Here is a 25,204-nt window from a genome sequence, read left to right as displayed (position 1 = left end):
GCTGCTGCACTACCCTGTAAAATGAGACAGATTGCCCAAGATATTTTGCGTAAAGTCTAATAAATGCTGGAGCATCCACGGCCCAAACAGCAGCAACCCGACAAACACAGCGATGATTTTTGGAACAAACACTAGAGTTTGCTCCTGAATCTGGGTTACCGACTGGAAAATGCTAATGACAAGGCCGACTACCAACGCGATTCCCAAAACGGGTGCAGCAACTAATAGAGTGGTATAAACGCTTTGCCTGGATACTTCAAAGACCATTTCCGGTGTCATGATGAAAACCTCTCTTTTTTAAAACTAGCGGGGGGCTGACCCCCTAAAAGCTGGTGAGTAAGGACTTTACGATAAGATGCCAGCCGTCTACTAAGATAAATAACAGAATTTTAAATGGCAATGAAATCAGTACGGGCGGGAGCATCATCATGCCCATCGCCATTAAAATACTGGAAACAATCATATCAATGATTAAAAAAGGCAGAAAGATCATGAAGCCCATTTGAAAGGCTGTTTTTAACTCGCTGATGGCGAACGCCGGCACTAGTACATGCAAGGGAATATCCTGAATCGTTTTCGGTTTTTCCGCTTTTGTATAATCCAAAAAGAGATTCAGATCCTTTTCCCTCGTTTGTTTCGCCATAAATTCCTTCAGCGGCTTGCTGGCGGTTTCGAAGGCCTGCTCCTGCGTGATTTTTCCATCCATCAACGGCTGCAAAGCATGCTGGTTGATGTCCGAAAAAATCGGCCCCATTACAAACATCGTCAGAAACAGCGCCAGACCAACAATGACCTGATTGGGCGGCATTTGCTGCGTTCCCAAGGAGGTCCGGACAAATGACAGCACAATCACAATCCTCGTGAACGACGTCATCAGCAGCAAAATGGCCGGGGCCACCGAAAGAACCGTTAATAAGAGAATTATTTTAATCGACGAGGCCACAGCCCGGGGTTCTGATGATGTATTGATCCCAGGGATGGGGGAATTGAGTGCAGCAAAGCTGACATCTTGAAAAACAAATAAGAAAATAGGTATGAGTACGAGTATTTTTTTTGCCAACTGAATCTCCGCCATTTGTTTAATCTTTTAGTTTGTTAATTGGAATGCTCGTTTGTTTCACTTGATTGATTTGCGAGAGAAGGGTTTGCTCCCAGTCTTCTGTTTTCTGAGTTGACTTTGCGCCATCCCTTTTAAAAATTGTTCTAAAGTTAATGGGCTGTTTTTTGTGTGCTGTCTGTTCAACAAGGGACTGCATGATAAGGTCCTGTTCCTCTCCCGGTTCGATTGTCTGGAGGAGACGGACCTCGTTTCCGATGCCTAAAATGTATAAGGTTTTCCCAATCATGACCATTTGCACGGACTTGCTGCCGCCTAATGGGTATCCGCCAAGCGAATAGATGGGGCCTTTCGATAATATAGGTTTCGATTTCGATTTTAAAAATTTTAAACATAACAGCAGCAAAATGATGATGGCTGCAAATGAAAATATAAATTTTATAAAGGATGGGACAAGGGACGGCTGCTCCGGCATTGAGGCCGAATGGTTCCCTTGCACGGTATTAGTTTGCTGATCCTTGGAATAGGCATCATATACGGTGCCGCTTCCTGCTCCGAACACGACTTGATGACTATTTAATGAAGAAAAGAGGAACACCACTGCAAAGGTAAGGCTGATTTTTTTAAAAAAGGAAACAATTTGCAACGTAGCCACCTCCTCTAATCGTGCATTCTTTCTTCACGTTCCTGCTTAGAAACGATATCGGTAATTCGGATGGCAAACTTCTCATCGACGACCACTACCTCGGCCTCAGCAACAGCGGATCCGTTGATGACTACATCCACATGTTCCCCGGCCAGCTTGTCTACCGGGATAATCACGCCTGGTTTAATCTTCAGGATGTCCTTCACCTTCATATGGGTCTTGCCTAGTTCAACGATGAGCTGCAGGTTTACATCTTCAATCGAATTTAGTTCATTTCCTGTTCCGGAGGACTTTGCTTCATCAAAAAGAGGGGCAAATTGGACTGCTTTGATCTGTTTGATTTGTTTTTCGTTCATTGGATTGCACTCCCTCTTGGTTTATTCGTTGTTTAATAGAGCTGAAACTCTTAATAACGATCTATTCGCAAGGTAAAATTAGAATCTATTGGCGAATTTCTGCTTTCTATTGGCGGATTGAACGGTTCTATTGGCGAATCATCGCTTTCTATTGGCGAATTCAACACTTCTATTGGCGAATCCGAAAAGTCACTCAGACTCGATTGTGAAAATACCGAATAACCGCCATCTCATCTAACATATTTTGCTCGTCCCGTTTGATTTTCTCAGAATATTCATCAAAAGACTTTTCCCGCCAGGTTGACCAAACCTTTTCTTCCTGATTTTTCGATAGCAGCAGCTGGTTTTTCAGATTGAAATCCCTCGTCAAATCCGCTACCTTTCTCTTAACCCGTTCGATTTGCTTATCCAAGAAATATAGGTATTGTTCTCTTTCCAGCATTTCCGTCACTCGAAGTGAAGCCTTCTGCTCGAAATCTTGCAAATAACTTTCTTTCCGCTCCACAAGCTCGAGCAGTTCTCCCTCGGCGATTTCCTTCTTTTTCCGAACCATATTCATCTCATTTAGAGCCGATTCCTTTTCTTTTTCCTTCATATTTAATATCTTTTCAAACCGAAATTGGAAACTCATTTAGCCATTCCTCCAAATTGTTGAATCATCGCCGCGACTGCATCATCTAAATGAGAGGTTTCGTTGACGCCCTGCTTCAAAAAGCCGTCAATCCAAACCTTGTACTTAATGGACAAATCAATTTCGGCATTCGTTCCTTGTTTATAGGCACCGATTTTAATTAAATCCTCTGCTTCTTTATAAATGGCCATATGCTGTTTAAGAATTTCTGCGCTCCGAAGATGCTCCGCGTCCCCGATATCCTTCATCACACGGCTGATACTGTTCAGCACATTAATCGAGGGGAAGTGTCCCTGCTGTGCCAGCTTACGGTCCAGTACAATATGTCCGTCCAAAATTCCTCTTGTCGTATCAGCAATCGGTTCGTTCATGTCATCGCCGTCCACCAGCACCGTGTAAAAAGCGGTAATTTCCCCGCGTGGTCCGGTTCCGGCCCGTTCCAAAAGCTTCGGCAGCATCGCAAAAACCGAAGGGGTATACCCTTTGGTTGTTGGCGGCTCGCCAATTGCCAGTCCGATTTCCCGCTGCGCCATTGCATACCGGGTGACCGAGTCTAGCATCAGGTTGACACTCAAGCCCTGATCCCGGAAAAATTCCGCGATGGTTGTAGCGATGATGGCACCTTTGATTCTGACCAATGCAGGCTGGTCGCTCGTGGCCACAACCACGACTGATTTTTCCAAACCTTCCTTACCAAGGTCCCGTTCGATAAAATCAAGTACCTCCCGGCCGCGTTCGCCGATTAGGCCGATGACATTGACATCTGCACTGGTGTTCCGGGCAATCATCCCGAGCAAAGTACTTTTCCCAACGCCGCTCCCGGCAAAAATGCCGACCCGCTGACCTTTCCCAATTGTGAGCAATCCGTCAATCGCGCGGACCCCGACACTCAAAGGCGTATGTATTCTCGGCCGCTTTAACGGATTTGGAGGATTATTGTTGGTGTCGACCTCGACCAAACCGGACGGAAGCGGACTTTCATCCATCGGCTTGCCTAAACCGTCCAATACCTTGCCCAATAATTCCATGCCCACCTTGACGGTAAGCGGCTTCCCGGTTGAGACCACTTCACAGCCAGGACCGATGGAAACAAGTTCACCCAAAGGCATAAGCAGAACCCGGTTTCCTTTAAAGCCGACGACTTCCGCTTCTAACGGCTTCTCCGCGGAAGAAGGATAAATAAGGCAGACATCGCCAAGTTTCACATCTGGTCCCTGGGATTCAATCGTCAAGCCGATGACCTGTGTGACTTTTCCATTAAACTTGATTGGGTTGATGGTCTGCAGTGTTTGCAAATATTTTTCAATTTTCAAGAGCTTGTTCATTCGAATCATCCCTAAATGTGATCTGCAGCTGCCTGTTCATATGTATCATCCCTCAGCGTTTTTAGCAGTGCCTGTTTGATTTCCTTCAGCTGGACATCAATCCGGGCATCGATGCTTCCGTATGATGTGCGGATCACGCAACCGCCTTCTTCAATGGAATGCTCCGGCAGGATTTTCACCTCTACCTGCCCTTCCACAGATTCGAGAATTTGATTGCGCTGGTTTTGTACAAACTCATAATCATCCGGGCTGACACAAATTGAAATTGACGACCGTTCATTCGAATACAATAAACTCTGCTTAATCAGGTGCAGGAGCACCTCCGGGTTTGCGGCCAATTCCTTTTGAATTACCTTAGCCGCTGTTTGAATGGATAAATCAATGACAAACGGCTCGGACTCCTTAATAATGGCCTTTTTCTCTTCATACGCTTTTTCGAGCACTTCCTGGGCCAGCTCGATTCTCCCGGCATAGTCGTGATGGGCTTGCTGTATGCCTTCTTCATAGCCCTGCTGGAATCCCTGCTGCTTGATTTCCTCCATCTGTGCTGTCACTTTTTCCTGCTCTAATAGCTTCCACTTCTCCAGCTCTTCGGCCGCTTGTTCTTTTTCAATTGCCGCCTTCATTTGGGCTTGGAGGACGATTTCCGCCGCCTGCTGTTCCGCTTCTTGTAAAAGCTCCTCAGCACTTTGATCAGAATGGGGGAAATAAGTATCCTTCCCTTTATGTAGAGATAAGTATTTCGTTTCAATGACGGGCGAGATGAATGTAGCTTTAAAAAGATTAGATGACAATTTCCTCCACCCCTCGCTCTATAATGATGGATCCTTCTTCTTCGAGCCTGCGAATGATGCGGACAATCCGTCCCTGCGCTTCCTCCGCTTCCTTTAAGCGGACAGGACGGTCGAATTGGCTTTGTTCCTCGAGCGCCTCGGCACGTCGTTTGGAGATATTTTTAAAAATAGCTTCTTTGAGGTCTTCGCTGGCAATTTTCAATGCCAAGTATAAATCTTCCCCGTCCACATCTCGTAAAATCCGTTGAATCGAATGATTGTCGAGTAGAGCGATATCTTCAAATACAAACATTTTCCCTTTGATTTCTTCGGCCAGCACCGCATTTTGCCTGCTCAACGATTCTAAAATATGCTTTTCAGTGCTTCGATCCACACCTGTCAGGATATTGACAATGTTGTCAATCCCGTTGTTGACCGAATAATCCTGCGAGGTCGTTGTCGAAAGCTTTTCCTGAAGCACTTCCTCCACCTGCCGGACCACTTCAGGCGAAACTGTGTCCATCAAAGCAATTTTTGTGGCGATTTCCGCTTGCTTTTCCGGTGAAAAAGAAGACAGAATCGCAGAGGCCTTTTTCGGCTCCAAATAAGAAAGAACGAGTGCGATGGTTTGGGAATTTTCATATTGCAAAAGGTTGAGGATTTGAACAGGCTCCGCCTTTTGCGCAAAGTAAAAAGGCTTCTTTCGATTCTTTTCGGAGGAGCGGTTCAGCATCTCCTTCGCCTTTTCTTCGCCAAAGGAGAGTGCGAGCACATCCTTGGCAAAGTGCTCACCGCCTGTCGAAACGACCTTCCGCTCCGATGCCATATGGTAAAATTCATTGAGGACATCTTCCTTCACTTTGGCATCGATCCATTGAAGATGGGCAATCTCCTTTGTAATCAATTCCACTTCGTCCTCCTTCAGCTGTTTCAAAATCGCTGAAGACCCCTCTTTCCCTAAAGCAACCAAAAGAATCGCCACTTTTTGAATTCCCGTTAACTTCCGCATATTATCCCTCCTTTTCTTCCTTTAACCAGTACCGTAATAGGTCGACAAATTCATCCGTATTTTTACCGGCCAATTGATTTAATTCGTTTTGCACTGATTCCTTTTTGTTGATAATAGGCTCGAATTCGGTAAGCTTTTTCATTTCTAAAAATTCTGAGGCTGACTCCATGTCCTCTTTCTTTCTCCTTCTAAGCAGGGCGGCAAGAATCAAACCACCGACCAAAAGGAGACCTAATGCTGCTGCTCCAATCCAGATATAATTCATATAAGTTGCCTTTTGACTTAAATCCGTCTTGGCAGGTGTCAAATCCTTTTTACCGGCAAATTCTCTGGGGAATACGGTGATGCGATTGTTGATATCAGCATCCGTTAGCCCTTTATTGTCCTTAATCGCTGTCCGTACTACGTTGGCAATAATATTTCGGATATTATCCTGTGTATCTGCTGTTAAGGATGCCGGAACTTTCGGATTCGGCGGTTCCACACCGACGTTAATGGTCAAATCGTCAATCGTATACGGACTTTCGACCATTTCCTTTGTAATCCGGTTGAATTCATAGTTGACGCGATTAACTTTTTCCTGGTAGTCATTTTTTCCGCCGCTGCCTTCAGCCGCATAGGCAGGCACATCGCCTTCACCGGTGCCGTCTACACCGCTCGGAACGGCCCCCTCGCCGCTGTAGGATTTCGTGACCTCTTCAACACTGACGGCCATTCCCTTATCTGAATTCGGGAGCGGTTCGACTAAGTTTTGCTGCGTCTTCACCTGGTCGAAATTCAGCTTCACAAAGGTCTGGACCAACACCTTATCCTGCCCGAGCATCGTGCCGAGCATCTGCTGGATGCTGCGCTGAATGTCCGCCTCTACCTTTTGCTTGATCTCCCGTTGGCTTTCATAGCTGTCTACCCCGGCAAAGGCATTATCGCCGGATTGCGGTAAGGACAGAAGCTGGCCATTTTCGTCGGTGATAACGATGTTTTCTTCGGGCAGATTCGGAATGCTCTTCGATGCTAAATGGTAAAGGGCTTTAATCTGCTGTTTTTCCAATTGATAGCCCGGCTCGAGGTCAACGATAATCGAGGCACTTGCTTTCCCTTCCTCCTCCGGTCGAATAAACACGCTGTCCTTCGGAAGAGTAATCATGACCTCGGCATTTTTGACGCCGTTGATTTTCGTCATCAAATTGGCCAGCTGTCCTTGAATGACTTCCCTCTCAATGGCATCAAGTTCCCTGTCGGTGACGCCAAATTTCAAATCCTTTGTCTGTTCTGAAAAACTAATTGGACCGCTTTTGGGATACCCGTCTGCCGCCAGGTTGACGATTAGGTCTGCTGCCTGATCTTTTGGAACGAGAATTTGCGTACCATTATTAGTCACTTCAATATCGGTAGCCCCTTGCTTTTCTAAGACAGCCTTAATCTCCCCAATTTCCTTTTGGCTCAAGCTATTGGCATACAAAGGAACGAGGTTTGGCTTGGAAAAATAAAAAATTCCAATGCTCAGCAGGGCCACTACTAGAATAAACGTACCAATATACAATGTTTTATTTTTCTTGCTCGCGTTTTTCCAAAACTGCGAGAGTTTTTCCTTGAAATCATTTAATTTCTGATTCATAAGCCCTCCGCTATGCTAGCCAAGAATCGGCTGCACCTAAAAACCTGCATTCTTTACATGACTTCCTGATAAGGTGATGCACAAGAACCGTCCCTTTGCTTCTGAAAAGTGATGCACAAGAACCGTCCCTATGCCTCATACTTGCATTCTCATGATTTCTTGGTAGGCTTCGACTACTTTATCCCTTACTTGGGTGGTCAGCTGCAGGGCGATTTGTGCTTTTTGTGCAGCTATGGTGACGTCGTGGATATTTTTTATTTCACCTGTGGCTATTTTTTCGGACATGTTTTCCGATTGGACAATCGTGTCATTTGCTTTCTGTAAGGCCTCGCTTAACGAGTTCGCAAAAGAGGCGCTTGATGCAGCAGGCTGAGTATTTTGCGTTTTTCCCACCAAAGAGGTTTGCGCCGGAAACAGCTGATCAATTCTCATTCTTTAACACTCCTTATCTACCAATATCTAAAGCTTTAAGTGACATACTTTTTCCGACATTAAAGGCTGTGATGTTGGATTCATAAGCGCGGGAGGCACTCATCAGGTCGACCATTTCTTTCGTAATGTCGACATTGGGCATCATCACGTAGCCGTCATTATTAGCGTCCGGATGGGTCGGATCGTAAACCGGCCGAAATGGAGTTTTATCTTCTACAATTCTCGTAACCTTTACCCCATTTGAATTCATTTCATTTTGCAAGAATTGGCGGAACGGGGTTCCTCCCGTCCCAGTCGCTTGCACCTCGACCATCTTCCGCCGGTAAGGCATCCAGACCCCATCCACCAATTGGCCCCGGGTAGTCGTGGCATTGGCGATGTTGGAGGAGATTGTATCCATTTTTAACCGCTGGGCAGTTAGGGCTGAAGAACTAATATTTAAGGGTTGGAACATCGACATTATGAATCACCTACCTGCTCTTAATCGCTGTTTTGAGTAAATTGAATTCTTCGCTTATCTGGTATGATAATGTTTGGTACCAAATCGAGTTTTGGGTCAACTCCGTCATCTCACTATCCATATCCACCCCATTGCCGCTATTTTGCATCACAGTAGGTTCCTGGGTAATCAAAGGCTGGCTCGAAACAGCTAGGCCGATTGGAATATGCTTGGCATTCGTTCTCTTTCCGTCAAAGCCAGCACCGGAAAGTTCTTGTTTTAAAATGTCTTCAAAAATAACTTTTTGGGGTTTATAGTTTGGGGTGTTCACATTGGCGATATTGTTGGAAATGGCATTATGTCTTAACACAGAGGCATCTAAAGCTCGTTGGACGAGATTAATATTTTGAAGCATCGACATGGGTCAGCTCTCCTATCAAATATTCAGAATATTTAAATTTCATATTTTAGGACATAAAAAAGACCATTCCGAAGAATAGTCTAATAGGGTAAACTTTGACTCTTCGGCAACTGGCTGGCGTAATCCCTTCGGATCCTTAGCCCCTATAGCTTTGCGTCGCTGGGTTTCCCCAGGTTTGCTATTATCGGATTGCATTTGTCGATTTTTGGAAATTTTATTGTCGAATTTTTCCTACAAAATAATAATACAATGGTTTTAGTAATCTGACAACAAAATTAATTAAAAAGGCCTACTTAACTTAAATTAGTTAAGCAGGCCGTACTATTTTCAGAGCTTCTTTCCAGGTATCTTGCAGTTCTATTAACATTTTTTCGACTTCAACTAACAGTTGCTCTTCCTTTTTGATATTCGCCTCTATTAACTTTTCCTTCATGTAATCATAAAGTACTATGAAAGATTTTGAGATTTCGATATCCATATTCAAGGTAACCATTAATTCGGTTACAATTTTTTGAGCCCGCTGTATTCGGTCATTAGCCCTTTGCCAGTCTTTTTTTTCCATCGCCATCCTTGCCTGAAGGATAAATTTAATCGCCCCGGTATATAACAAAAGGGGCAGTTCTTCTTTTTTCGCATATAGTACTTGATTATTTTCGTATGATTGATAGGCATTGTTCAGAGCCAAAAGTCTCACACCTTTCCCCTTATTTTCGCTTATCGTAAAAAATCCCGCTTACCGAAGCAGCAACCGGTTCTCCGTACTGCTGTTTAATGGTTTTCTCTTTTTGGAGAGAGCCAATCGCCGCAAGAATCTTTTGCTTGGCACTAGTTAATTTTTCCTGAAGCTTTCGTTCTAACGGCTGAATCCTCATGAGCTCTCCCTTGATGGCTTCGCTCATGAGGATGGCACCGTTTCGTTGATCCAGCTCGGTTACTTTCTCGATACACAGGCCACGTTCTTGAAGCAGCTGTTCAATAAGCTCTACTTCATTTGCTTCTAGAAGATTGATTGTCAGCTGATAGTAATCTTTTAAAAACTGCTCTTTTTGTTTCTCCATCGATTACATTCCACCACCCATTTGCTGCATCAGCCAGCTGCTTTGCGTATTCGATTTCTGGATGGCTTGCTCCATCGCGGTGAACTGCTTCCAGTAATAGCTTTCCTTTGTCTGCAGGCGTTTCTCCCAGGAATCAATTTGCTCATCCAGCTGCTTTAACGCCTTTGAAAGGTAAGTGTCACTCGAATAACCGGCCGTCTTCGTGATGTCCTTCATCGTTTCGTTCAGCTGGTCATACAACCGCCAGGCGACCCCGCTGTTTTGAAACTCTTCGGCATTGTTCACCGTGTTGTTGGATGAAGCCCCTGTGTCGTATTTTTTTGAAAAAAGCTGGGCGACTTGGTCTAGATTATTTTCCAGTGCCGCTTTTAATTTTGTTTCATCAATGACGAGTTTGCCATTATCCCGGTAGTTGGTACTTGAGGTGATACCAATTTCCGCGAGCGTATCGAAGCCGCTGTTCATTTTGGCCGGGTCCTTGTCACTGACTTTGGAATAGAGGATGGACCGCATTTTGTCGAGGGCAGAGGCAATCTTCTGGTCATTTGCCAATAGGCCGCTCTTTGCTTTTTCCTCCCACAATTCAATTTCCTTGTCCTTCATATCCTTCTTCTGGTCATCTAGTAGTGGGGAATAATCCTTATAGCGCTTTTCTCCCAATTTATCGTGAAGAGTTTTGATCGTATCGTTGTATTTATCAACAAAGCCTTTGATTGTGTCAAAAATCGCGTCGACATCCGGTTTCTTCATAATCGTGACATTGCTTCCGGCAGGAAGCTCGGTTTTTAAGTTAAACTGGATGCCATCATAGGTGAATTGATTGCTTTTGATGGTGATGGTTGTACCGTTGATGGTCACCTCGCCGGGTGTTGATGAGACGGGTGAGATTCCGACGGCACCGCTTGCGTTTCCTGTTTGGAAGTCATTCAGGCTTCCGCTTACCGTACCTGCTGCAATCTTTAAAACGTTAGAGCTGTCGGATACATTGGCAATGCTGATATCCTTCTGATCATCTTTTGAGGTAAAAATAATTGCGTTATCGCCGCTGGAATAAGTGGCCGTCACCCCAGTTTTTGCGGATAATGAATTGATTTTTGCAATCGAGCTTTGGATTGTATCCTGTGCAGTAAGGCTGATAGATTCATTGTTTAGGGTAAAACTAAACCCCGATCCTAGTTCGGCTTTATCATTGGCTACTCCTGCCTGTGCGAATTTGACAGAGGATGGCGTACCCGGCTGATAGAGTTTGGCAGAGGAAATTACATATTCGCTTCTGCTTGGGGTACCTGTTAGAGATGCTCCAACTTTAGCATCGTCTGAGGATGACAACTTGCTTTTTTGAAAAGTGGATTCCAGCCTTAGCGCTTCCATCGAAGACCGCAAATCGAGAAATTTGGTATTCACATCGCGATACGCATCCATTTTCCATTCCGTCATTGTCTTTTTTTGGATTACCTTGTTTAAGGGGATTTTTTCCGCGTTCATTAATTTGGTCACAAGCGCCTCAGTATCCATCCCCGATGCCAGACCGGATAAGCGAAAATCATTTGATATCATTTGGAAATCCTCCGTACCATCGTTTCATTGCTTTTAATAAAAATAACGGCAGGTTTTGGGGGAACGTTTAGTTCTTTTTGAAAAACTTTGGAGAGGGGAGGGCCCGGGTACAATAGATTCGTAGATAAATTGGGAAATTCGTAGATATATTTAAAAAATTCGTAGATATAGATAAAAAACTCGCAGATATATTTTTAGAATAAAGAAAAAAAGAAAGGCCGCTTAAGCCTTTCATAGGTTAATTGATCGTTTTATTTAAGATTTCGGTGATTCTAATCCCAAAATAATCGTCGATGACGACCACTTCGCCTTTGGCGACAATTTTTCCGTTGATCAAGACATCAACCGGCTCGCCGGAGACACGGTCCAGTTCGATAATCGAGCCTTGCGTGAGTTCAAGAATTTCGTTAATTTTCTTTTTCGTCCTGCCCAGCTCGACCACAAGCTCCAACGAAATATCCATGAGCAAATCCAAATTAACGGAGTCGTCCGTTTCCCGCTTTTGCGGTTCATCCGGCAAGTCTTGAAAAATAAACGGCTTCGTTTCCTTCTCAGTATCACCTAATAGAGCTTCCAATTCTTCTCTTGAAATTTTCCCCTCGTTACTCATTTTATTTTCCCTCTTTTTCTAAAACAGTTTCGATTTCGGCTGCTAGCCGTGTCTTCTTCACACCAGGTTTGACAAAGAATTTCACTTCTTTGCCTACCTTCGCCTTTAACGGTTCATCATACAATTGATTCAACTGGATGACATCCCCGACGTTTAGCGATAAAAACTCTTCAATCGAAATCTTCGAGCGCCCCAGTTCAACGCTTAAAGGGATTTCCAGTTCTTCAATTTTTGACTTTAACAGCTTGGATTCCTGCGTGCTTTTCGCGTGGCTTCGGGTCGAGAACAATTGATAGGATGATAGCTTTGGTAAAAACGGCTCCAAAATGATATACGGAATACAAATGTGCATTCGTTCCGTCACATCCCCGATTTTAATCGTAAAGGCAATCACAATCACGGTTTCATTCGGGATCGCGACCTGTAAAAACTGTGGATTCGTTTCAATCTCAAACACCTTCAAATCGACGTTCATGAGATCTTTCCACGATTTCCGCAAGTTTTCTACAAAGCCCTCGAACAGCTTATGAAGAATTTTATTCTCAATTTGCGTTAACGTCATTTTATCCTCGGGGGAAGCCGAAAGCTCCCGGCCGCCGAGCAGACGATTGAGGATGGCATAAGCCATTTGCGGCTTTAATTCCATAATCATCCGCCCTTTTTCGGACGTTTCAAAAACGTTTAAAATTGTATAGGCCGGCAGTTCCTTGATGAATTCCTCGTAAAGCATTTGATTGACCGACACCACATCCACCTGCACGATGGTTCTTAATTGAGTCGAAATCGCGGACGCCAGCTGATAAGCGAAATTATCATGGATTCTTGTCAGCACGCGAACCTGCTCCATCGATAGACGAAGCGCTTTTTTAAAATCATAGACTTTGACGTCTTGGCTGTTTTGAATGATTTTTTCTTTCATTGCTTAGGTTCCACCACCATAAAATGATGCGAAGGGAAAGCAGTAATACTTTCCCTCCCTTATAAAAATTCGAAACTATTATCGTTTTAAATTCACTAACTCTTCCAAAATGGAGTCGGACACGGTAATCACCTTGGCGTTCGCCTGGAAACCACGCTGCGCGGTAATCATTTCGGTAATCTCTTCGGACAGGTCCACGTTCGACATTTCCAGCTGACCGGATACAATTTGCCCAGCATGGTTATCTGAACGCTTCGCAATTAGATTATTGATATTGGTTTCTGTATCGGAATTTCCTGTTAATTCATACAGGGAACCGCCCACTTTTTTCAAGCCGCCTGGATTGGAAACGACAACCGTACCTAAAGTGGCAATCTCATCGGCTGTTCCAGCAGGGGTGACCCCTTTAATAACCCCATTATAATCAATGGTGTAGGAAACATAAACATCTGAATCTATCTGGATGGGATTTCCAGTTGAGTCAAGTACCTTGTAGCCTTGAGGATTCACAAGGTTGCCGTCGCCATCCCGGTCAAAGTTACCGGCGCGTGTTAAGTACTTTGCCCCGCTGTCGCTTTGAACCACGAAAAATCCATCCCCATCAATGTATAAGTCAGATGATAGATTTGTAGTCGTTGGACTTCCAGCCATGTGGATTGTATCAATCGACGCCGTTTTCACGCCTAACCCGATTTGCACCGGATTCGTTCCGCCCGATCCGCCAACCGGATCCGGAGACGAGCTGCCGCGGACGGTTTGGCTAAGCACATCCTGAAACATGATGCGGCTTTTCTTATAGCCAACCGTGTTCACGTTGGCAATATTGTTACCAATGACATCTAATTTGTTTTGGAACGCCTTCATACCAGATACACTTGAATTTAAAGAACGAAGCATGTTAACTACCTCCAGAGTTTGTTAGTTTTGAATTTTAGCAGAAATTATAGAGTCGACTGGAATCTCTTGATCATTTAGTTGATAAAAAAATTGGCTGCCTTTTTTGATGACACCATTAACGATGCCGCTATCTTGCTGACCGATTTCAGGATTGAGCCAGGATGCTTCCTTGCCAATCATATGGGAATAGTAGCTGATATCTTTCGTGTTGGAATTGGCAAATTGGGCAAATGCCTGATTCAAGTTGGACATCTGTTCAAGGGTACTAAATTGGGCCAGCTGGGAAATAAATTCCCGGTCCTCCATCGGCTGGGTCGGATCCTGATTCTGCAATTGGGTGGTCAGCAGTTTCAGGAAAGCATCCTTACCTAATGAATTTGTGGCATGGTTTGTCTGTTTGGTACTGAGCGAATTCGAGAATGGTGTGGTTGTATTTACGGATGTCATGTTCCTCATCTCCTTTTATGCAAGAATATTAATCGTCGTATCGGACTCTCTATGCAAATATGTGTCAATCGTGTTATGGCTTTGATAAAACTCATCACGATTCACTTTCTTTTTGGACTGGCGCTGCTGCGATTGGTCCTGCTGCGAGCGGTTGTCCTGCTGGGAAAACTGATTCTGCAACGTTTGCCCGCTTTGAGCGACTTCGATTTTATCCACTTGAAACCCTTGCTGCTGCAAGGAAGCCTTCAACAAGGACATTTGCGAATCTAGCATTTCTTTTCCATGGGCGGTATCCGCCAGAAATTGCGCCGTTACCTGCCCCTTTTGAATAACAATTTTTATATCAATCTCCCCAAGATGCTCCGGCGTCAGTGAAAATTTCGCTTCGATAATGTCAGAGCCCTTATGTAGATGGGTAGGGTTCTTTAATAAGCCCATCACCTCGGCGGCAAGCTGTTCTTTGGTAACCTTCGTTAAGTGGGAGGGTTCATCCTTTACCGCTGTCATGTCTGATTCTCCCGGGCGGTGTAAGGATTGAAAAATCACTTCTTTTCCGTCAAATGGCTGATTTTTGAAATCAACATCGGACTCAAGTTTAGAAGCAGGTCGATTTTGCTGTGTCTCGCCCGCATTCTGTAGCTGGTGAACTTGCTCCCGCACAAATTGGATTGGCTGTTGAAGCGGGTTTTGCACCTGAACTGAGTTTTGATTCGATTTAAGCTGTTCCTGAAATGACTTTATTAATTCTTGAGCTTTCTTCTGGCCAAATATTCCTTCTAGCTCCGTCTGCAGCGCCGGTAATGCTTGCTTCCCTTCGTTGTGGGCATCATCCGCAATCGTCGTTTGAAGAGGAGCAAGTGCAGGATTTGTCTTTTCAAAAAATGAACTGATAAAAGCAAGCAAATCATCTCGAGTTTGCTGTTCGCTGTCTTGGTCCAGTTCCTGATTTGATGCGTCAGGCTGCTCTAAGACCTGGTCAACCATCGAAATGAGATTCTGGGGTGAATCTGTCCCATTTTTCAATGCATTCAACAGCTCCATAAACGAACTTGGCTGTTGATTTTCCGGCTTACTGCTGCTAGCTTTCTCTGATAATTTGTGGCTAGTGGAACTCATCGAAGTGGATGGAATCACAAATTATTCTCCTTTCCGGCGAAAGTAATATAATCATAAACAAAAAAATTTGTATTTTCTATCATTTTAATTTTTATAAAAATAGAGTAATATATATTAAAAACGGTTATTGTTTCCAATTTCCAAATTAATTACAGAGGTATGAATCATGAGTTATAGTCCAGTTTCTTCCGAATGGTTTAAAAACATGGCCTTGCTTTCGATTTCGAAAAGCCTTGCCGGGAAGGGCATCAGCAGTGATGCAAGCCTTTTTCCGACAGGTGATATTTTTACGAACTTGTTGCAGGCTGTCCTAAGCGATCAGACAGAGCAGACGAGCTATGTGCCTGTGAATACAAGCAGCTCCTTGCTATCGAACAACACTGCAATTTTTAATGACATAAAGGATTATTCACATGTACTTGATAGTAATACAACATTAGGTTTTACTGATGTTTCAATCGATAAGTTAAATAGTGTCCTTAAAGGCAAATTAAGCAATATGGGTGAATTTTTTGTTGAAGCAGGGAGAAAGCATAATATCAATCCTAACCTGCTAGCATCCATCGCCGTCCACGAAACAGGCAACGGCAAGTCCCGTGCGGCCAATGATAAAAATAACATTGCCGGCATGATGGGCAAAAATGGCCTCCGCCAGTACGAATCCGTCGCGGAAAGCATTGGTGACATGGCCCGGAACTTAAGGCAAAATTATTTGGACAAGGGCTATGACACCATTGCAAAAATTGGTGCCAAATACGCTCCCGTCGGTGCCGCTAACGACCCAACCGGGTTGAATAATCACTGGGTTAAGGGGGTTAACAACTATTTCTATTCGTTTCTTTCATAAGCAGGTTGAGGATGTCCTAGAAGAAAGCTTCTTGGGACATCCTCTTTTTTATAGCTATTTTTTTAAAATAAAAGCGAGAACAGCGAGTTATTGCCGCAGCTCTTTTTTTGTGGATTAATTACTTCAACGGTTGTACTTCCTTTTACAAGATATCCGCCAACTTTAGCACGGAACACCAACAGCTCTTCTTTCTCGTCCCAAACAAAGTCTTCTCGGTCAAACTTAAATTGGCCATTTTTTGCTTGGTTTTCTAAGCCCTTGCTGCCGCTTAGAGCATGGACGTTGTTGATGGTGACGGTTGATAAGTCTACATTTGCAAAGCTGTATCCTTTAGGTAATGTAGCCCTTACGGTAAATTCGCCTTTGTTGCCGTTGATTACCTTTGGAGTAACTTCAATAGTGGCTTCGATGTATACAGAAACCGTTTTTTCTACGACCGTCTTTAATCCCGCATTATCGATGGCGGTAATTCTAATAGTTTGGTCGCCAGGCTTGTTAAATGTGATTTTTCCTGTTGTGTTCTTGACCCCATTGACTTCAACGATTGTTTCTTTAATGCCTGAGAGGTTGTCTGTTGCTTTATAGTTAAGTTCCAAGCTTGATCCCAGCGCATATTCTGTTGGAAAATCAACTTTTATAGTTGGAGCCGTCTTATCGATTTTAACTGCTTCAGTCTTCGTTCCTTCGACATTGCCTGCATTATCGACGCTATAGAAGGAAATAGTATGGATACCTTCTTTTTCAACAGCAAGGCCAGTACCTTCAGCGAATTCAGAGCCATCAATAGAATAGTTTGTTGACTTGACGCCGCTTAGATTGTCAGTTGCTGTTAACCCTACATTCACAGTGTCTGTATACCATTTATCTTCAACATTACTAACGGTTGTTGGAGCAGTTTTATCTGTTTTCACTTCAACCGTATGACTTTCTTCAACATTTCCAGCATTGTCGACACTATAGAAAGTGATTGTATTGGTTCCTTCTTGATTGAGAACAAGGTTTGTTCCTTCTGTAAAATCAGAGCCATTGATAGAGTAGTAGGTTGCTTTTACTCCGCTTAGATTATCGGTTGCAGTAAGCTCCACATTTACTCCGTCTTTATACCATTTGTCCTCGACGTTGCTCACTGTTGTTGGGGCAGTTTTATCCACTTTAACCTCAACAGTTTGTTTTTCCTCAACGTTTCCGGCATTGTCCACGCTGTAGAAAGCAATTGTGTTGATGCCTTCTTTGTCCACCACAAAGCTTGTTCCTTCTGCAAACTCAGAACCGTTGATAGAGTAATAAGTTGCTTTTACGCCACTTAATTCATCAGTTGCAGTTAATTCTACATTCACGGTGTCTGTATACCATTTATCCTCTACATCGCTTACTGTCGTTGGAGCGGTTTTATCCACCTTTACCTCAACAGTTTGTTTTTCCTCGATGTTTCCGGCATTATCTTCGCTGTAGAAAGTAATCGTGTTGATACCTTCTTTATCAAGCACAAAGTTAGTTCCTTCTGCAAACTCAGAACCATTGATAGAGTAGTAGGTTGCTTTTACTCCGCTTAAATCATCGGTTGCGGTAAGCTCAACATTAACGTCATTTGTAAACCATTTATCTTCGACATTGCTGACTGTTGTTGGGGCGGTTTTATCCACCTTTACCTCAACGGAATGTTTTTCCTCGATGTTTCCAGCGTTGTCTACACTGTAAAAAGTAATCTTGTTGACACCTTCTTTATCAAGCACAATACTGGTGCCTTCCTGGAAGTCGGAACCATTTACGGAATAGTAAGTGGAATGTACGCCGGACAGATTATCAACAGCTGTTAATTCAACTGCGACACCCTGGCTGTACCAGTCGCCAGTTGTATTAGCAGTTGTTTTCGGTGCTTCTTTATCAATCTTGACTTCGACTGTTCTTACGGCCTCAACATTCCCAACCTTATCAACGCTGTAAAAAGAAACGGTGTGGACGCCTTCTTTTTCAAGAGGGAAACTTGTTCCTTCCTTAAATTCGGATCCGTCAACAGAATAATAGGTGGCTTTTACGCCAGACAGATTGTCTGTGGCTGTTAACTCGGCTTGAACGTCCTTGTTATACCAATAAGCGCTAGTATTGATAACGGTTTGCGGTGCCTCTTTATCGACCTTAACCTCTACCGTTTTCACTTTTTCCACATTGCCAGCGTTATCAACGCTGAAGAAAGAAACGGTGTGCACTCCTTCTTTATCAAGAACAACGCTTGTGCCTTCTACATATTCTCCAAGATCAATAGAATAGAAGGTAGTCTTGACACCACTTAGGTCGTCAGTTGCATTAAGGGTTACCTTAACATCATCTTTTGACCAATCTAGATTGGTGTCGGCAGTTGTAACAGGCGGTGTGACATCGGAAGGTTTATCGATGTCTACTGTAACGGTTGCATAATCAATTGATTCCGTTCCATCCGCTGTTACTGGGACGATTTGGTACTCGTGGGTGCCTTGTTCTTCAGGTGTTTCTAGTTTAAAGTTTGAATCTGTAGTCGTTCCAACTAGGACGCGTTCTCCATTAACTACTTCGTAGATGTTGTACTTGTCTGCATCAGGGACTTGGTCCCAGGAGAGGTTTACAGAATCACCATTCACACTTGGTTCGTTCGCTTTAGGAGCTTCTAGTACAGGAGCAACATCGAATGCTACTACATTGGAAAAGGGTGATGAACCAAACCGTTCAGACTTTGCAATGACAGTATATTCATGTTTTCCTTGTTCTAAATTATTTACGTAATGAGAATTACTTTTTGTAGTTTTTATTAAGGTAGGAACACCTTTTATTAATTCATAAACTTCATATTCATTTGCATTCGGGACATCTGGCCACCCGATTAACGCACTATTATAGGTATCCTTTAATAATATAACTTTTGGAGCTTGCATATCCGGATATACAACCGATACATTATATGTCTTAGGTACTGATTCCCCAAACCGATTACTTACAGACACAATTTCAAAAGTGTAATCGCCCTCAGGGAGGTTACTTAAATAGTATGAGCGGCTTTGAGTAGTGGCAAGTAATTTCTTTTGGCCGCCTTCAATTTGATAGACTTTATAACTATCTGCATATTTTATTGATGACCACATCAAAGATAAATCATTTCCATTATAAAAGTAAGAATAGATTTGGTCTGGTGGTAGTATTTGTGGATAAACAATCTTTGCTGTTGTTTTACTTCCTTCTCGTGATTCTCCAAATTTAGAACTATAAGAGGTCACTTCAAAATTTAGTTCGCCTTCTGGTAAATTTGATAAATATTGATTTGTAGTATTTGTAGTAGCAACTAGTTTTCTTTTCCCGTCCACTACTTGATATATATTGTAGGAAGTAGCATAAAGTGCTTTTGCCCAACTCAAGCTAACATTATTAATGTCATCAATATAAGTTGATAGGTTACTAGGTGCTAACATTTCGGGATAAACAACATTTACCGAGATCGTACCCGCTAATGATTCACCGAATTTGGCATTATAAGAGGTTATTTCGTAATCATGTTTTCCTTCTAATACATTGATGAAACTTTGACTTATTTGGGCCGTTGTAGCAAGCAATTCTCTTTGCCCATTTTTTATTTCATAAACCTTATAGGCTGTTGCGAATTCAACTGGATTCCATTTTAGTGATACATCATTACCGTTAACGATGTTGAAGCTTAATCCATTGGGCGGCTGCATATCAGGATAATTAATATCAATTATTAAGGGAGATGATAATACAGACTCTCCCGTACTATTAACTGCTGAGACACCGTAATAATGTGTTCCCTCTAAAACTCCTGAAATGTAGCTGTTATTGTACTTAGTTTGATTGATATAAATCTTATTTTCTCCAACTACTTCATAAACACGATATTGAGTGGCGCCACTTACTGCGTCCCAATTTAAAATGACATTATCATATCCATCAAGAGAGTATTTTAGATTTACTGGTGCAGTTAGGTTACTTGCTGCAAAAGCAGAAGTAATCGGTGAAATTAATTGCAGTAATAAGACCGCTAATACAAACAAAGAAAACTTCTTCTTGATTTTTCGCATAACTTCTCCTCCTTTATCTTAGGTATAGGTAGCTTAAAAAGAAGTCCCTTAATGCAAGAGACTTCTTTTAAATTGAAAAACTAGTGATTAACCACGAAGAAGCTGTAAAACACCTTGTGGCTGTTGGTTAGCTTGTGCAAGCATTGACTGAGCTGCTTGAGAAAGGATGTTATTTTTTGTAAACTGCATCATTTCATTGGCCATATCAACATCTCTTAATCGGGATTCTGCAGCAGTTAAGTTTTCTGATGAAGTTCCCAGGCTATTGATTGTGTGCTCCAAGCGGTTTTGAATAGCACCTAATTTTGAACGCTCAGAGGAAACATTGCTGATTGCTCCATCTAAAACCTTGAGTGCATTTTCGGCACTAAATTCATTCAATAGTGAAATATTTACACCGTCTTTTTTCAAGCCTAATGCAACCGAATCCATTGCATTGATACCTATCTCTAATGTTTGATCTGCATTGGCACCAACGTGAATCGAAACCGTATTGTTAGCAGAACCTACTGTAATAGTAGAAATATCCCCACCGGCAATTGTATCTTTAAATGATAATTGAAGATTGGAAACTTTAACTACAGAGTTAGAACGAACAGCAATTCTTCCATCTCCATCTCCTTTAGTTGCACCATTTGAACCTACATCAACCTGTGCTATAAAATCACCTTTATTTCCAGCAACTTGAAGTTGCTCTAATGCACCATTGTTTCCACCGCTCATTGTGGTATTGAAAGAAGAACGAGAAATACCGTCCGATGATGTCGCTTTAATGCTAATTGAACTAATATCATTAGCAGCACCTAATTGACCAGTAATAACTAGTGAATCAACTGAAGTTGCAGCTCCGTCAAGACCCTTTGCTAAAGCATCAACACCTGTTACCGCTGTTTCCACTTTAACATCCGCAGCACCTAATGTATTTTTAATAGACGACATAAAATCATCTAGCGTGCTTTCCGCTGTAACAACATAAACAGAAGTTTTTACTTCTCCTCCTACTACTGCAGAAAGACTGATTTCATCTCCTACTTGTAGACCATAATTAGCAGTGGCATCCCCAAGGTCTGTCATTTTAGTTCCGCCGTTTGAAGATGCAGCAGTTCCGGTATTGTAATCTTTTAATACTCCAGTCTGCCAAATTGATTCTCTATCTCCTGTTAATGGACCTGACATTGTCACAGTAGTCGTCCCTGCTGCAGCTGTTGCAGAAGCTACCACATTATCAACCGCACCACCAGTTGATTGTGCAAATTTAGCAGTTTTAGAGATATCACCGTTTAGGATTTTAAAGCTGTTGAATTCGGTGTCGCTTGCAACGCGATCGATTTCGTCGATTAGTTGGTTTACCTCTGTTTGGATGTTTTGTTTATCTTGAGTTGTAGAAGTTCCGTTAGCTGCTTGGTTAGCTAGTTCACGAACACGTTGAAGAATACTGTGAGTTTCGTTCATGGCACCTTCTGCAGTTTGGATTAGGGAGATACCATCTTGAGCATTGCGGGAAGCTTGGTCCAAACCACGGATTTGTGCTCTCATTTTTTCAGAGATTGCCAGACCAGTTGCATCGTCAGCTGCACGGTTAATACGTAATCCTGAAGATAGCTTTTCTAAGTTCTTGGAAGCTGCGCTTGAGTTTGCACTTAATTGATGATAAGCATTTAGTGCTGAAATGTTATGGTTAATTCTCATCTCTTTTTTCCTCCTAGTGTTTAGGTAAATTGGTTTATTGCCTTTCTACTATTCTTTAACGACATTTTTTGCGGAGTGGAGAGAGGATGAAGAGTGATTTTTTATTATTTTTTTACTTATTTGGGTAAATTTTTCGAAAAAAAAGATGCTCCCGGTCCCCGGAAACACCTCAAAAACTATTATCTTAAAAAATCCACCAGAGTAGGCTGGATTGATTTGGCGCCCGAAGACAGGGCGGCGTTTAGGATTGTTTGCTGATTGGTTAAATCGGTGATGACTTTCGCCAAGTCGACTTCCTCATTTTTAGAAAGGATGCTCTTGGTGGTGATTTCCGTTTCGTCCAATCGGTTAACCATCATTTCCAAGCGATTGACATTAGTACCGACTATGGAACGATGGGCCAAAAGATTGTTTAACTGCTTATCCAGAGTGCCTAGCAGCTGTTCCGGATTGTTACCTAGCTCTAATTCACCGGCAATTTTTTCGATGGTTGCTGTTATGTTGAGTCCATCGGCTTGAAAATTAAAAATTTCCGTCCCTTTAACATTGACGTTCATATAGATGCCTTGACCGACGTTCCATGACAGGGAGTTCTGATTGATATTGACAAACTTGCCATCCTGAAACGGGGCGGTGTCGGTATCGGTTCCGGCAAATAAAAAGCGGTCGCCGATTTTGGCATTGGCGATATCGCCGATTTCTCCGATGAGCGCCTTTAAACCGATTGCGATGGATTGCTTAGCTTCCTGGTTATTGACACCGTTAGCGCCTTGCACCGTCAACTCGCGCGCTTTTTGCATCACCTGTGTCAAGTCGTCCAAGGATTTGTCTGTTGCTTCCAGCCAGTCCAACCCGTCTTCGGCATTCCGTTTAAACTGCCCCGTTTCCACTAGCGCCGAGCGATAGGACATGATTTGAATTGATTTCACCGGATCATCTGAAGTCTTGTTGACCGCCTTGCCCGAAGCAATCTGTTCTTGATACTGACTCAAGGTACGGTAATTCTGTTGAATATTCCTAATCATTTGCGTACTTAACATTTTTTGCGTCACACGCACTTTACTCACCTCCACCTATGACTAAACTCCTACACGACCCGTTCCATTAATTAATTTATCTAAAACCTCGTCCATGACCGATATGTATCGTGATGCCGCATTATAGGATTGCTGGAACCGGACCATATTGGTCATTTCTTCATCAATCGAAACTCCTGATACTGACTGGCGGCGGTTATCTGCCTGCTGCACTAACATGTCAGCGTTATTTTCCATCTGCAGTGCCTCTTGCGTTTTAATGCCAATCTCGCCTGCCAGCGTCCGGTAAAATTGATTCAAAGTAGTAGATTGATTGGAAAAAGAAAGAACCTTAAATTTTAAGTCGTTTAACTGATTGGCGTTTTGAGCATCACCCGCACTCGCCACTTGCGCCGCGGCTATTTTATTTAAGGAAGCCGTAATCAGTGGGTTAACCATTATGTCGTCGGCTGTTGTTGGGACGGAGCCATTTTTCGATACAAAAAACGGAATCCTCTCCAGAGCGGCGTTAGGATCGATTTTTCGATTTTTGATATCATCCAAATTCATGGCATTGGCACCGGCATGGATGCTGTTTACTTCTGAACTGAATACCGTCACCATTTCATTGATTTTTGCCATATAAGAAGGAATATCCTGCGTTAAAGAATCCACCATGCCGGCCAGCTCGCCAGATTTCAAGGAAATGTTCTGCCCGTTCAGCAATGGCTGGTTATTCGAGCTGTCAAAGGATAATGTGCTGCTTTGGTCACCATTGACCAAATACTCTTGGCCTATAAAAATATCAACCATTCCGCCCGCCGCAGGCTTCACTTCAATGTCAGCCAATTTCGAAAGCTGGTCAATCATCAAATCGCGTTTGTCCATTAAATCGTTAGGCTCTTGTCCGGAAGCGACCATTTTTGCAATTTGCGTATTTAACCCACTGACCTGTTTGGCCAAATTATTCATTTCTGTCATTTTCGTAGAAATGTTATTCTTTAAATCTTGGCTTAAATGATCGATAGAATTGGCGATTTGATTGAAACGGTCCGCCAGCGCGGTGCCGTTGGAAAGAACCACAGCTCGTGCTGATAAGCTGTCCGGCTCCTTCGACAAATCCTCCCAAGACTGCCAAAAGCGATCAAAGACCGCCTGCAGGCCATTTTCGGAAGGTTCGTTTAACGTCTGTTCGATTTTCGACAGCGTGTCCTGTTTCACGCTCCAATACCCAAGCTGCTCGTTTTGCGTCCGGAACTGTCCGTCCAAAAAAGAATCCCGGATCCGGGTGATTTCCTTCGTATCCACGCCGGTTCCCAGCTGATACGGTCCTTTTCCCGAATTCATGCCAGGGTAGGTAAGCGGATTGGATGCTTCGGTGATGGCTTTTTGTCTGGTGTAGCCTTCGGTGTTGGCGTTAGCGATATTATGCCCGGTTACACTTAATGCCGTGGATGATGCAAAAATCGCCCGTTTGCCAATTTCAATTCCATGAAATGTTGAAGTCATCTCGCACCCTCCCCTTACACTTTTGCATCGAAAAAGCTTCTCGATGTGTTGGCCTGCATGTAATTTTTCGCTGAATAAGTCAGCGGCTGTTCTTGTTTTTGTGTAAATAATGACAGCATGCTGTTGATGTAGTCTAATGACGACTCGACCAGCTGCCGGTTTAACTCATGCTGTTTCTCTAAATCTGTTAATTTTGCTTTAAGTTGGGTTTGATAGGTTGAAAGATCCGCGAATGGATGCTCTGCGATTAACTCACTTAAAGTCTCCCTCTGAAGAGAAATTACTTCCTGCTGGCGCCGGTCCTCTAGGTGGCTGATTTCTTTAATCAAAGCGGATTCCTTTGGAAAAATAGTAAGCAGCAGCTCCGGGTCACCTTTAATCAGAGCCGCCTGCTTTTCATTCCCGACTTCGAGCAGTTTTTCATAGACAGTAATCATTTCTTGGAGGACTGTTTTTAACGGCTCAACCGATTTCATTGATCTGTCCCTCTATCCCAGGAATCCAGTAATTTCTCAGTAATTTTCTTGCTGTCCACCTTGTAGGTGCCGCTCTCAATTTGCTTTTTTAATTCTTCGATTCTCTTTTCACGTTCCGCGCTAATTTTTTCCTGTGCTGCCGGTGAAAGTTCTACCTTATCCACCTGAGCCTTTTTATTCACATCCTGCTGCGGCGTCTTATTAACCTGATTTTTATACGATTGATAAGCCTGTAAACGGCTAAAATCATTAATCTTCATACGACCGGCTCCTTTCCGGGGTGAAGCATGGGGACGGT

At 43.1% G+C, this 25,204-nt stretch carries 27 protein-coding genes and 1 riboswitch; of the genes, 1 reads left to right on the top strand and 26 read right to left on the bottom strand.

Annotation, left to right across the window (positions count from 1 at the left end; all coding sequences use genetic code 11):
• Nucleotides 1-9: 9 nt before the first annotated feature.
• The 20 genes from fliQ to KHA99_RS11295 all read right to left on the bottom strand — a co-directional run bounded on the left by fliQ (nucleotide 10) and on the right by KHA99_RS11295 (nucleotide 15,326).
• Complete coding sequence (gene fliQ / locus KHA99_RS11390; protein WP_213117565.1) at nucleotides 10-279, bottom strand: flagellar biosynthesis protein FliQ; 270 nt, start codon at nucleotides 277-279, stop codon at nucleotides 10-12.
• Nucleotides 280-322: 43 nt separating this feature from the next.
• Nucleotides 323-1,075: a flagellar type III secretion system pore protein FliP gene (gene fliP, locus KHA99_RS11385; protein ID WP_213117564.1), complete on the bottom strand. Its 753-nt coding sequence runs from the start codon at nucleotides 1,073-1,075 to the stop codon at nucleotides 323-325.
• A gap of 4 nt (nucleotides 1,076-1,079) precedes the next feature.
• Nucleotides 1,080-1,703, bottom strand: coding sequence for a flagellar biosynthetic protein FliO (locus KHA99_RS11380; protein WP_213117563.1), 624 nt, complete (start codon nucleotides 1,701-1,703; stop codon nucleotides 1,080-1,082).
• Nucleotides 1,704-1,717: 14 nt separating this feature from the next.
• A complete protein-coding gene (gene fliN, locus KHA99_RS11375; RefSeq protein ID WP_213117562.1) occupies nucleotides 1,718-2,059 on the bottom strand; it encodes a flagellar motor switch protein FliN in 342 nt (113 codons plus the stop codon).
• Between the two features lie 193 nt (nucleotides 2,060-2,252).
• The gene (fliJ, locus tag KHA99_RS11370) at nucleotides 2,253-2,690 is read right to left on the bottom strand and encodes a flagellar export protein FliJ (protein WP_213117561.1); all 438 of its coding nucleotides are present in this window, start codon (nucleotides 2,688-2,690) and stop codon (nucleotides 2,253-2,255) included.
• Nucleotides 2,687-4,015 (bottom strand): flagellar protein export ATPase FliI, encoded by a 1,329-nt coding sequence (fliI, locus tag KHA99_RS11365; RefSeq protein WP_213117560.1) that lies wholly within the window; start codon nucleotides 4,013-4,015, stop codon nucleotides 2,687-2,689. Before fliI ends, fliJ begins: the two co-directional genes overlap by 4 nt.
• Before the next feature lie 11 nt (nucleotides 4,016-4,026).
• A complete protein-coding gene (locus KHA99_RS11360) occupies nucleotides 4,027-4,809 on the bottom strand; it encodes a FliH/SctL family protein (protein ID WP_213117559.1) in 783 nt (260 codons plus the stop codon).
• On the bottom strand, nucleotides 4,799-5,797 hold the full coding sequence (gene fliG, locus KHA99_RS11355; protein ID WP_213117558.1) for a flagellar motor switch protein FliG: 999 nt from the start codon (nucleotides 5,795-5,797) through the stop codon (nucleotides 4,799-4,801). Before fliG ends, KHA99_RS11360 begins: the two co-directional genes overlap by 11 nt.
• 1 nt (nucleotide 5,798) lies before the next feature.
• Nucleotides 5,799-7,412 carry a flagellar basal-body MS-ring/collar protein FliF gene (gene fliF / locus KHA99_RS11350; RefSeq protein ID WP_213117557.1) on the bottom strand — a complete coding sequence of 538 codons (1,614 nt, stop codon included), beginning with the start codon at nucleotides 7,410-7,412 and terminating at the stop codon, nucleotides 5,799-5,801.
• A 135-nt stretch (nucleotides 7,413-7,547) separates the two neighbouring features.
• Nucleotides 7,548-7,844 carry a flagellar hook-basal body complex protein FliE gene (fliE, locus tag KHA99_RS11345; RefSeq protein WP_213117556.1) on the bottom strand — a complete coding sequence of 99 codons (297 nt, stop codon included), beginning with the start codon at nucleotides 7,842-7,844 and terminating at the stop codon, nucleotides 7,548-7,550.
• 13 nt (nucleotides 7,845-7,857) lie between these two features.
• Nucleotides 7,858-8,304: a flagellar basal body rod protein FlgC gene (flgC, locus tag KHA99_RS11340; protein WP_213117555.1), complete on the bottom strand. Its 447-nt coding sequence runs from the start codon at nucleotides 8,302-8,304 to the stop codon at nucleotides 7,858-7,860.
• 10 nt (nucleotides 8,305-8,314) lie between these two features.
• A complete protein-coding gene (gene flgB, locus KHA99_RS11335) occupies nucleotides 8,315-8,704 on the bottom strand; it encodes a flagellar basal body rod protein FlgB (protein ID WP_249366595.1) in 390 nt (129 codons plus the stop codon).
• A 102-nt stretch (nucleotides 8,705-8,806) separates the two neighbouring features.
• A riboswitch (cyclic di-GMP riboswitch) is annotated at nucleotides 8,807-8,894 on the bottom strand.
• Nucleotides 8,895-9,011: 117 nt separating this feature from the next.
• The gene (gene fliS / locus KHA99_RS11330) at nucleotides 9,012-9,389 is read right to left on the bottom strand and encodes a flagellar export chaperone FliS (RefSeq protein WP_213117554.1); all 378 of its coding nucleotides are present in this window, start codon (nucleotides 9,387-9,389) and stop codon (nucleotides 9,012-9,014) included.
• Between the two features lie 19 nt (nucleotides 9,390-9,408).
• Nucleotides 9,409-9,762, bottom strand: a complete 354-nt coding sequence (locus KHA99_RS11325; RefSeq protein ID WP_213117553.1) for a flagellar protein FliT — start codon at nucleotides 9,760-9,762, stop codon at nucleotides 9,409-9,411.
• Nucleotides 9,763-9,765: 3 nt separating this feature from the next.
• Nucleotides 9,766-11,319, bottom strand: a complete 1,554-nt coding sequence (fliD, locus tag KHA99_RS11320) for a flagellar filament capping protein FliD (RefSeq protein ID WP_213117552.1) — start codon at nucleotides 11,317-11,319, stop codon at nucleotides 9,766-9,768.
• Nucleotides 11,320-11,557: 238 nt separating this feature from the next.
• The gene (gene fliN, locus KHA99_RS11315; protein WP_213117551.1) at nucleotides 11,558-11,929 is read right to left on the bottom strand and encodes a flagellar motor switch protein FliN; all 372 of its coding nucleotides are present in this window, start codon (nucleotides 11,927-11,929) and stop codon (nucleotides 11,558-11,560) included.
• 1 nt (nucleotide 11,930) lies between these two features.
• Nucleotides 11,931-12,848 (bottom strand): flagellar motor switch protein FliM, encoded by a 918-nt coding sequence (gene fliM, locus KHA99_RS11310; protein ID WP_213117550.1) that lies wholly within the window; start codon nucleotides 12,846-12,848, stop codon nucleotides 11,931-11,933.
• A 78-nt stretch (nucleotides 12,849-12,926) separates the two neighbouring features.
• The gene (locus tag KHA99_RS11305) at nucleotides 12,927-13,745 is read right to left on the bottom strand and encodes a flagellar hook-basal body complex protein (protein WP_213117549.1); all 819 of its coding nucleotides are present in this window, start codon (nucleotides 13,743-13,745) and stop codon (nucleotides 12,927-12,929) included.
• A gap of 21 nt (nucleotides 13,746-13,766) precedes the next feature.
• Nucleotides 13,767-14,192, bottom strand: a complete 426-nt coding sequence (flgD, locus tag KHA99_RS11300; protein WP_213117548.1) for a flagellar hook assembly protein FlgD — start codon at nucleotides 14,190-14,192, stop codon at nucleotides 13,767-13,769.
• 15 nt (nucleotides 14,193-14,207) lie between these two features.
• A complete protein-coding gene (locus tag KHA99_RS11295; protein ID WP_307852044.1) occupies nucleotides 14,208-15,326 on the bottom strand; it encodes a flagellar hook-length control protein FliK in 1,119 nt (372 codons plus the stop codon).
• Nucleotides 15,327-15,474: 148 nt separating this feature from the next.
• Here KHA99_RS11295 and KHA99_RS11290 point away from each other — a divergent pair, with 148 nt between their 5' ends.
• Nucleotides 15,475-16,155: a glucosaminidase domain-containing protein gene (locus KHA99_RS11290; protein ID WP_213117547.1), complete on the top strand. Its 681-nt coding sequence runs from the start codon at nucleotides 15,475-15,477 to the stop codon at nucleotides 16,153-16,155.
• Between the two features lie 62 nt (nucleotides 16,156-16,217).
• Here the strand turns inward: KHA99_RS11290 and KHA99_RS11285 are convergent, their stop codons facing one another.
• From KHA99_RS11285 to flgM, 6 genes are all read right to left on the bottom strand, one after another.
• Complete coding sequence (locus KHA99_RS11285; RefSeq protein ID WP_213117546.1) at nucleotides 16,218-20,216, bottom strand: OmpL47-type beta-barrel domain-containing protein; 3,999 nt, start codon at nucleotides 20,214-20,216, stop codon at nucleotides 16,218-16,220.
• 87 nt (nucleotides 20,217-20,303) lie between these two features.
• Nucleotides 20,304-21,905, bottom strand: coding sequence for a flagellin N-terminal helical domain-containing protein (locus tag KHA99_RS31360; RefSeq protein WP_213117545.1), 1,602 nt, complete (start codon nucleotides 21,903-21,905; stop codon nucleotides 20,304-20,306).
• A 179-nt stretch (nucleotides 21,906-22,084) separates the two neighbouring features.
• Complete coding sequence (gene flgL, locus KHA99_RS31355; RefSeq protein WP_213117544.1) at nucleotides 22,085-22,963, bottom strand: flagellar hook-associated protein FlgL; 879 nt, start codon at nucleotides 22,961-22,963, stop codon at nucleotides 22,085-22,087.
• Between the two features lie 21 nt (nucleotides 22,964-22,984).
• Nucleotides 22,985-24,430, bottom strand: a complete 1,446-nt coding sequence (gene flgK, locus KHA99_RS11270; protein WP_213117543.1) for a flagellar hook-associated protein FlgK — start codon at nucleotides 24,428-24,430, stop codon at nucleotides 22,985-22,987.
• 14 nt (nucleotides 24,431-24,444) lie between these two features.
• On the bottom strand, nucleotides 24,445-24,906 hold the full coding sequence (locus KHA99_RS11265; RefSeq protein WP_213117542.1) for a flagellar protein FlgN: 462 nt from the start codon (nucleotides 24,904-24,906) through the stop codon (nucleotides 24,445-24,447).
• A complete protein-coding gene (gene flgM, locus KHA99_RS11260) occupies nucleotides 24,903-25,166 on the bottom strand; it encodes a flagellar biosynthesis anti-sigma factor FlgM (RefSeq protein ID WP_213117541.1) in 264 nt (87 codons plus the stop codon). The genes KHA99_RS11265 and flgM overlap by 4 nt, the downstream gene beginning before the upstream one ends.
• Nucleotides 25,167-25,204 lie beyond the last annotated feature (38 nt).

It is taken from the genome of Neobacillus rhizophilus (assembly GCF_018343535.1).
In the GTDB taxonomy this organism is placed as follows: domain Bacteria; phylum Bacillota; class Bacilli; order Bacillales; family Cytobacillaceae; genus Neobacillus; species Neobacillus rhizophilus.
The sequence above is the reverse complement of the archived record's forward strand: the minus strand, read 5'-3'. Positions and strand labels throughout refer to the sequence as shown.

Coding starts and splice junctions, on each gene's coding strand:
- fliQ (WP_213117565.1), bottom strand. CDS start 279: ATGACACCGGAAATGGTCTTTGAAGTATCCAGGCAAAGCGTTTATACC.
- fliP (WP_213117564.1), bottom strand. CDS start 1,075: ATGGCGGAGATTCAGTTGGCAAAAAAAATACTCGTACTCATACCTATT.
- fliN (WP_213117562.1), bottom strand. CDS start 2,059: ATGAACGAAAAACAAATCAAACAGATCAAAGCAGTCCAATTTGCCCCT.
- fliJ (WP_213117561.1), bottom strand. CDS start 2,690: ATGAGTTTCCAATTTCGGTTTGAAAAGATATTAAATATGAAGGAAAAA.
- fliI (WP_213117560.1), bottom strand. CDS start 4,015: ATGAACAAGCTCTTGAAAATTGAAAAATATTTGCAAACACTGCAGACC.
- fliG (WP_213117558.1), bottom strand. CDS start 5,797: ATGCGGAAGTTAACGGGAATTCAAAAAGTGGCGATTCTTTTGGTTGCT.
- fliF (WP_213117557.1), bottom strand. CDS start 7,412: ATGAATCAGAAATTAAATGATTTCAAGGAAAAACTCTCGCAGTTTTGG.
- fliE (WP_213117556.1), bottom strand. CDS start 7,844: ATGAGAATTGATCAGCTGTTTCCGGCGCAAACCTCTTTGGTGGGAAAA.
- flgC (WP_213117555.1), bottom strand. CDS start 8,304: ATGTCGATGTTCCAACCCTTAAATATTAGTTCTTCAGCCCTAACTGCC.
- flgB (WP_249366595.1), bottom strand. CDS start 8,704: ATGTCGATGCTTCAAAATATTAATCTCGTCCAACGAGCTTTAGATGCC.
- KHA99_RS11325 (WP_213117553.1), bottom strand. CDS start 9,762: ATGGAGAAACAAAAAGAGCAGTTTTTAAAAGATTACTATCAGCTGACA.
- fliD (WP_213117552.1), bottom strand. CDS start 11,319: ATGATATCAAATGATTTTCGCTTATCCGGTCTGGCATCGGGGATGGAT.
- fliN (WP_213117551.1), bottom strand. CDS start 11,929: ATGAGTAACGAGGGGAAAATTTCAAGAGAAGAATTGGAAGCTCTATTA.
- fliM (WP_213117550.1), bottom strand. CDS start 12,848: ATGAAAGAAAAAATCATTCAAAACAGCCAAGACGTCAAAGTCTATGAT.
- KHA99_RS11305 (WP_213117549.1), bottom strand. CDS start 13,745: ATGCTTCGTTCTTTAAATTCAAGTGTATCTGGTATGAAGGCGTTCCAA.
- flgD (WP_213117548.1), bottom strand. CDS start 14,192: ATGACATCCGTAAATACAACCACACCATTCTCGAATTCGCTCAGTACC.
- KHA99_RS11290 (WP_213117547.1), top strand. CDS start 15,475: ATGAGTTATAGTCCAGTTTCTTCCGAATGGTTTAAAAACATGGCCTTG.
- KHA99_RS11285 (WP_213117546.1), bottom strand. CDS start 20,216: ATGCGAAAAATCAAGAAGAAGTTTTCTTTGTTTGTATTAGCGGTCTTA.
- KHA99_RS31360 (WP_213117545.1), bottom strand. CDS start 21,905: ATGAGAATTAACCATAACATTTCAGCACTAAATGCTTATCATCAATTA.
- flgK (WP_213117543.1), bottom strand. CDS start 24,430: ATGACTTCAACATTTCATGGAATTGAAATTGGCAAACGGGCGATTTTT.
- KHA99_RS11265 (WP_213117542.1), bottom strand. CDS start 24,906: ATGAAATCGGTTGAGCCGTTAAAAACAGTCCTCCAAGAAATGATTACT.
- flgM (WP_213117541.1), bottom strand. CDS start 25,166: ATGAAGATTAATGATTTTAGCCGTTTACAGGCTTATCAATCGTATAAA.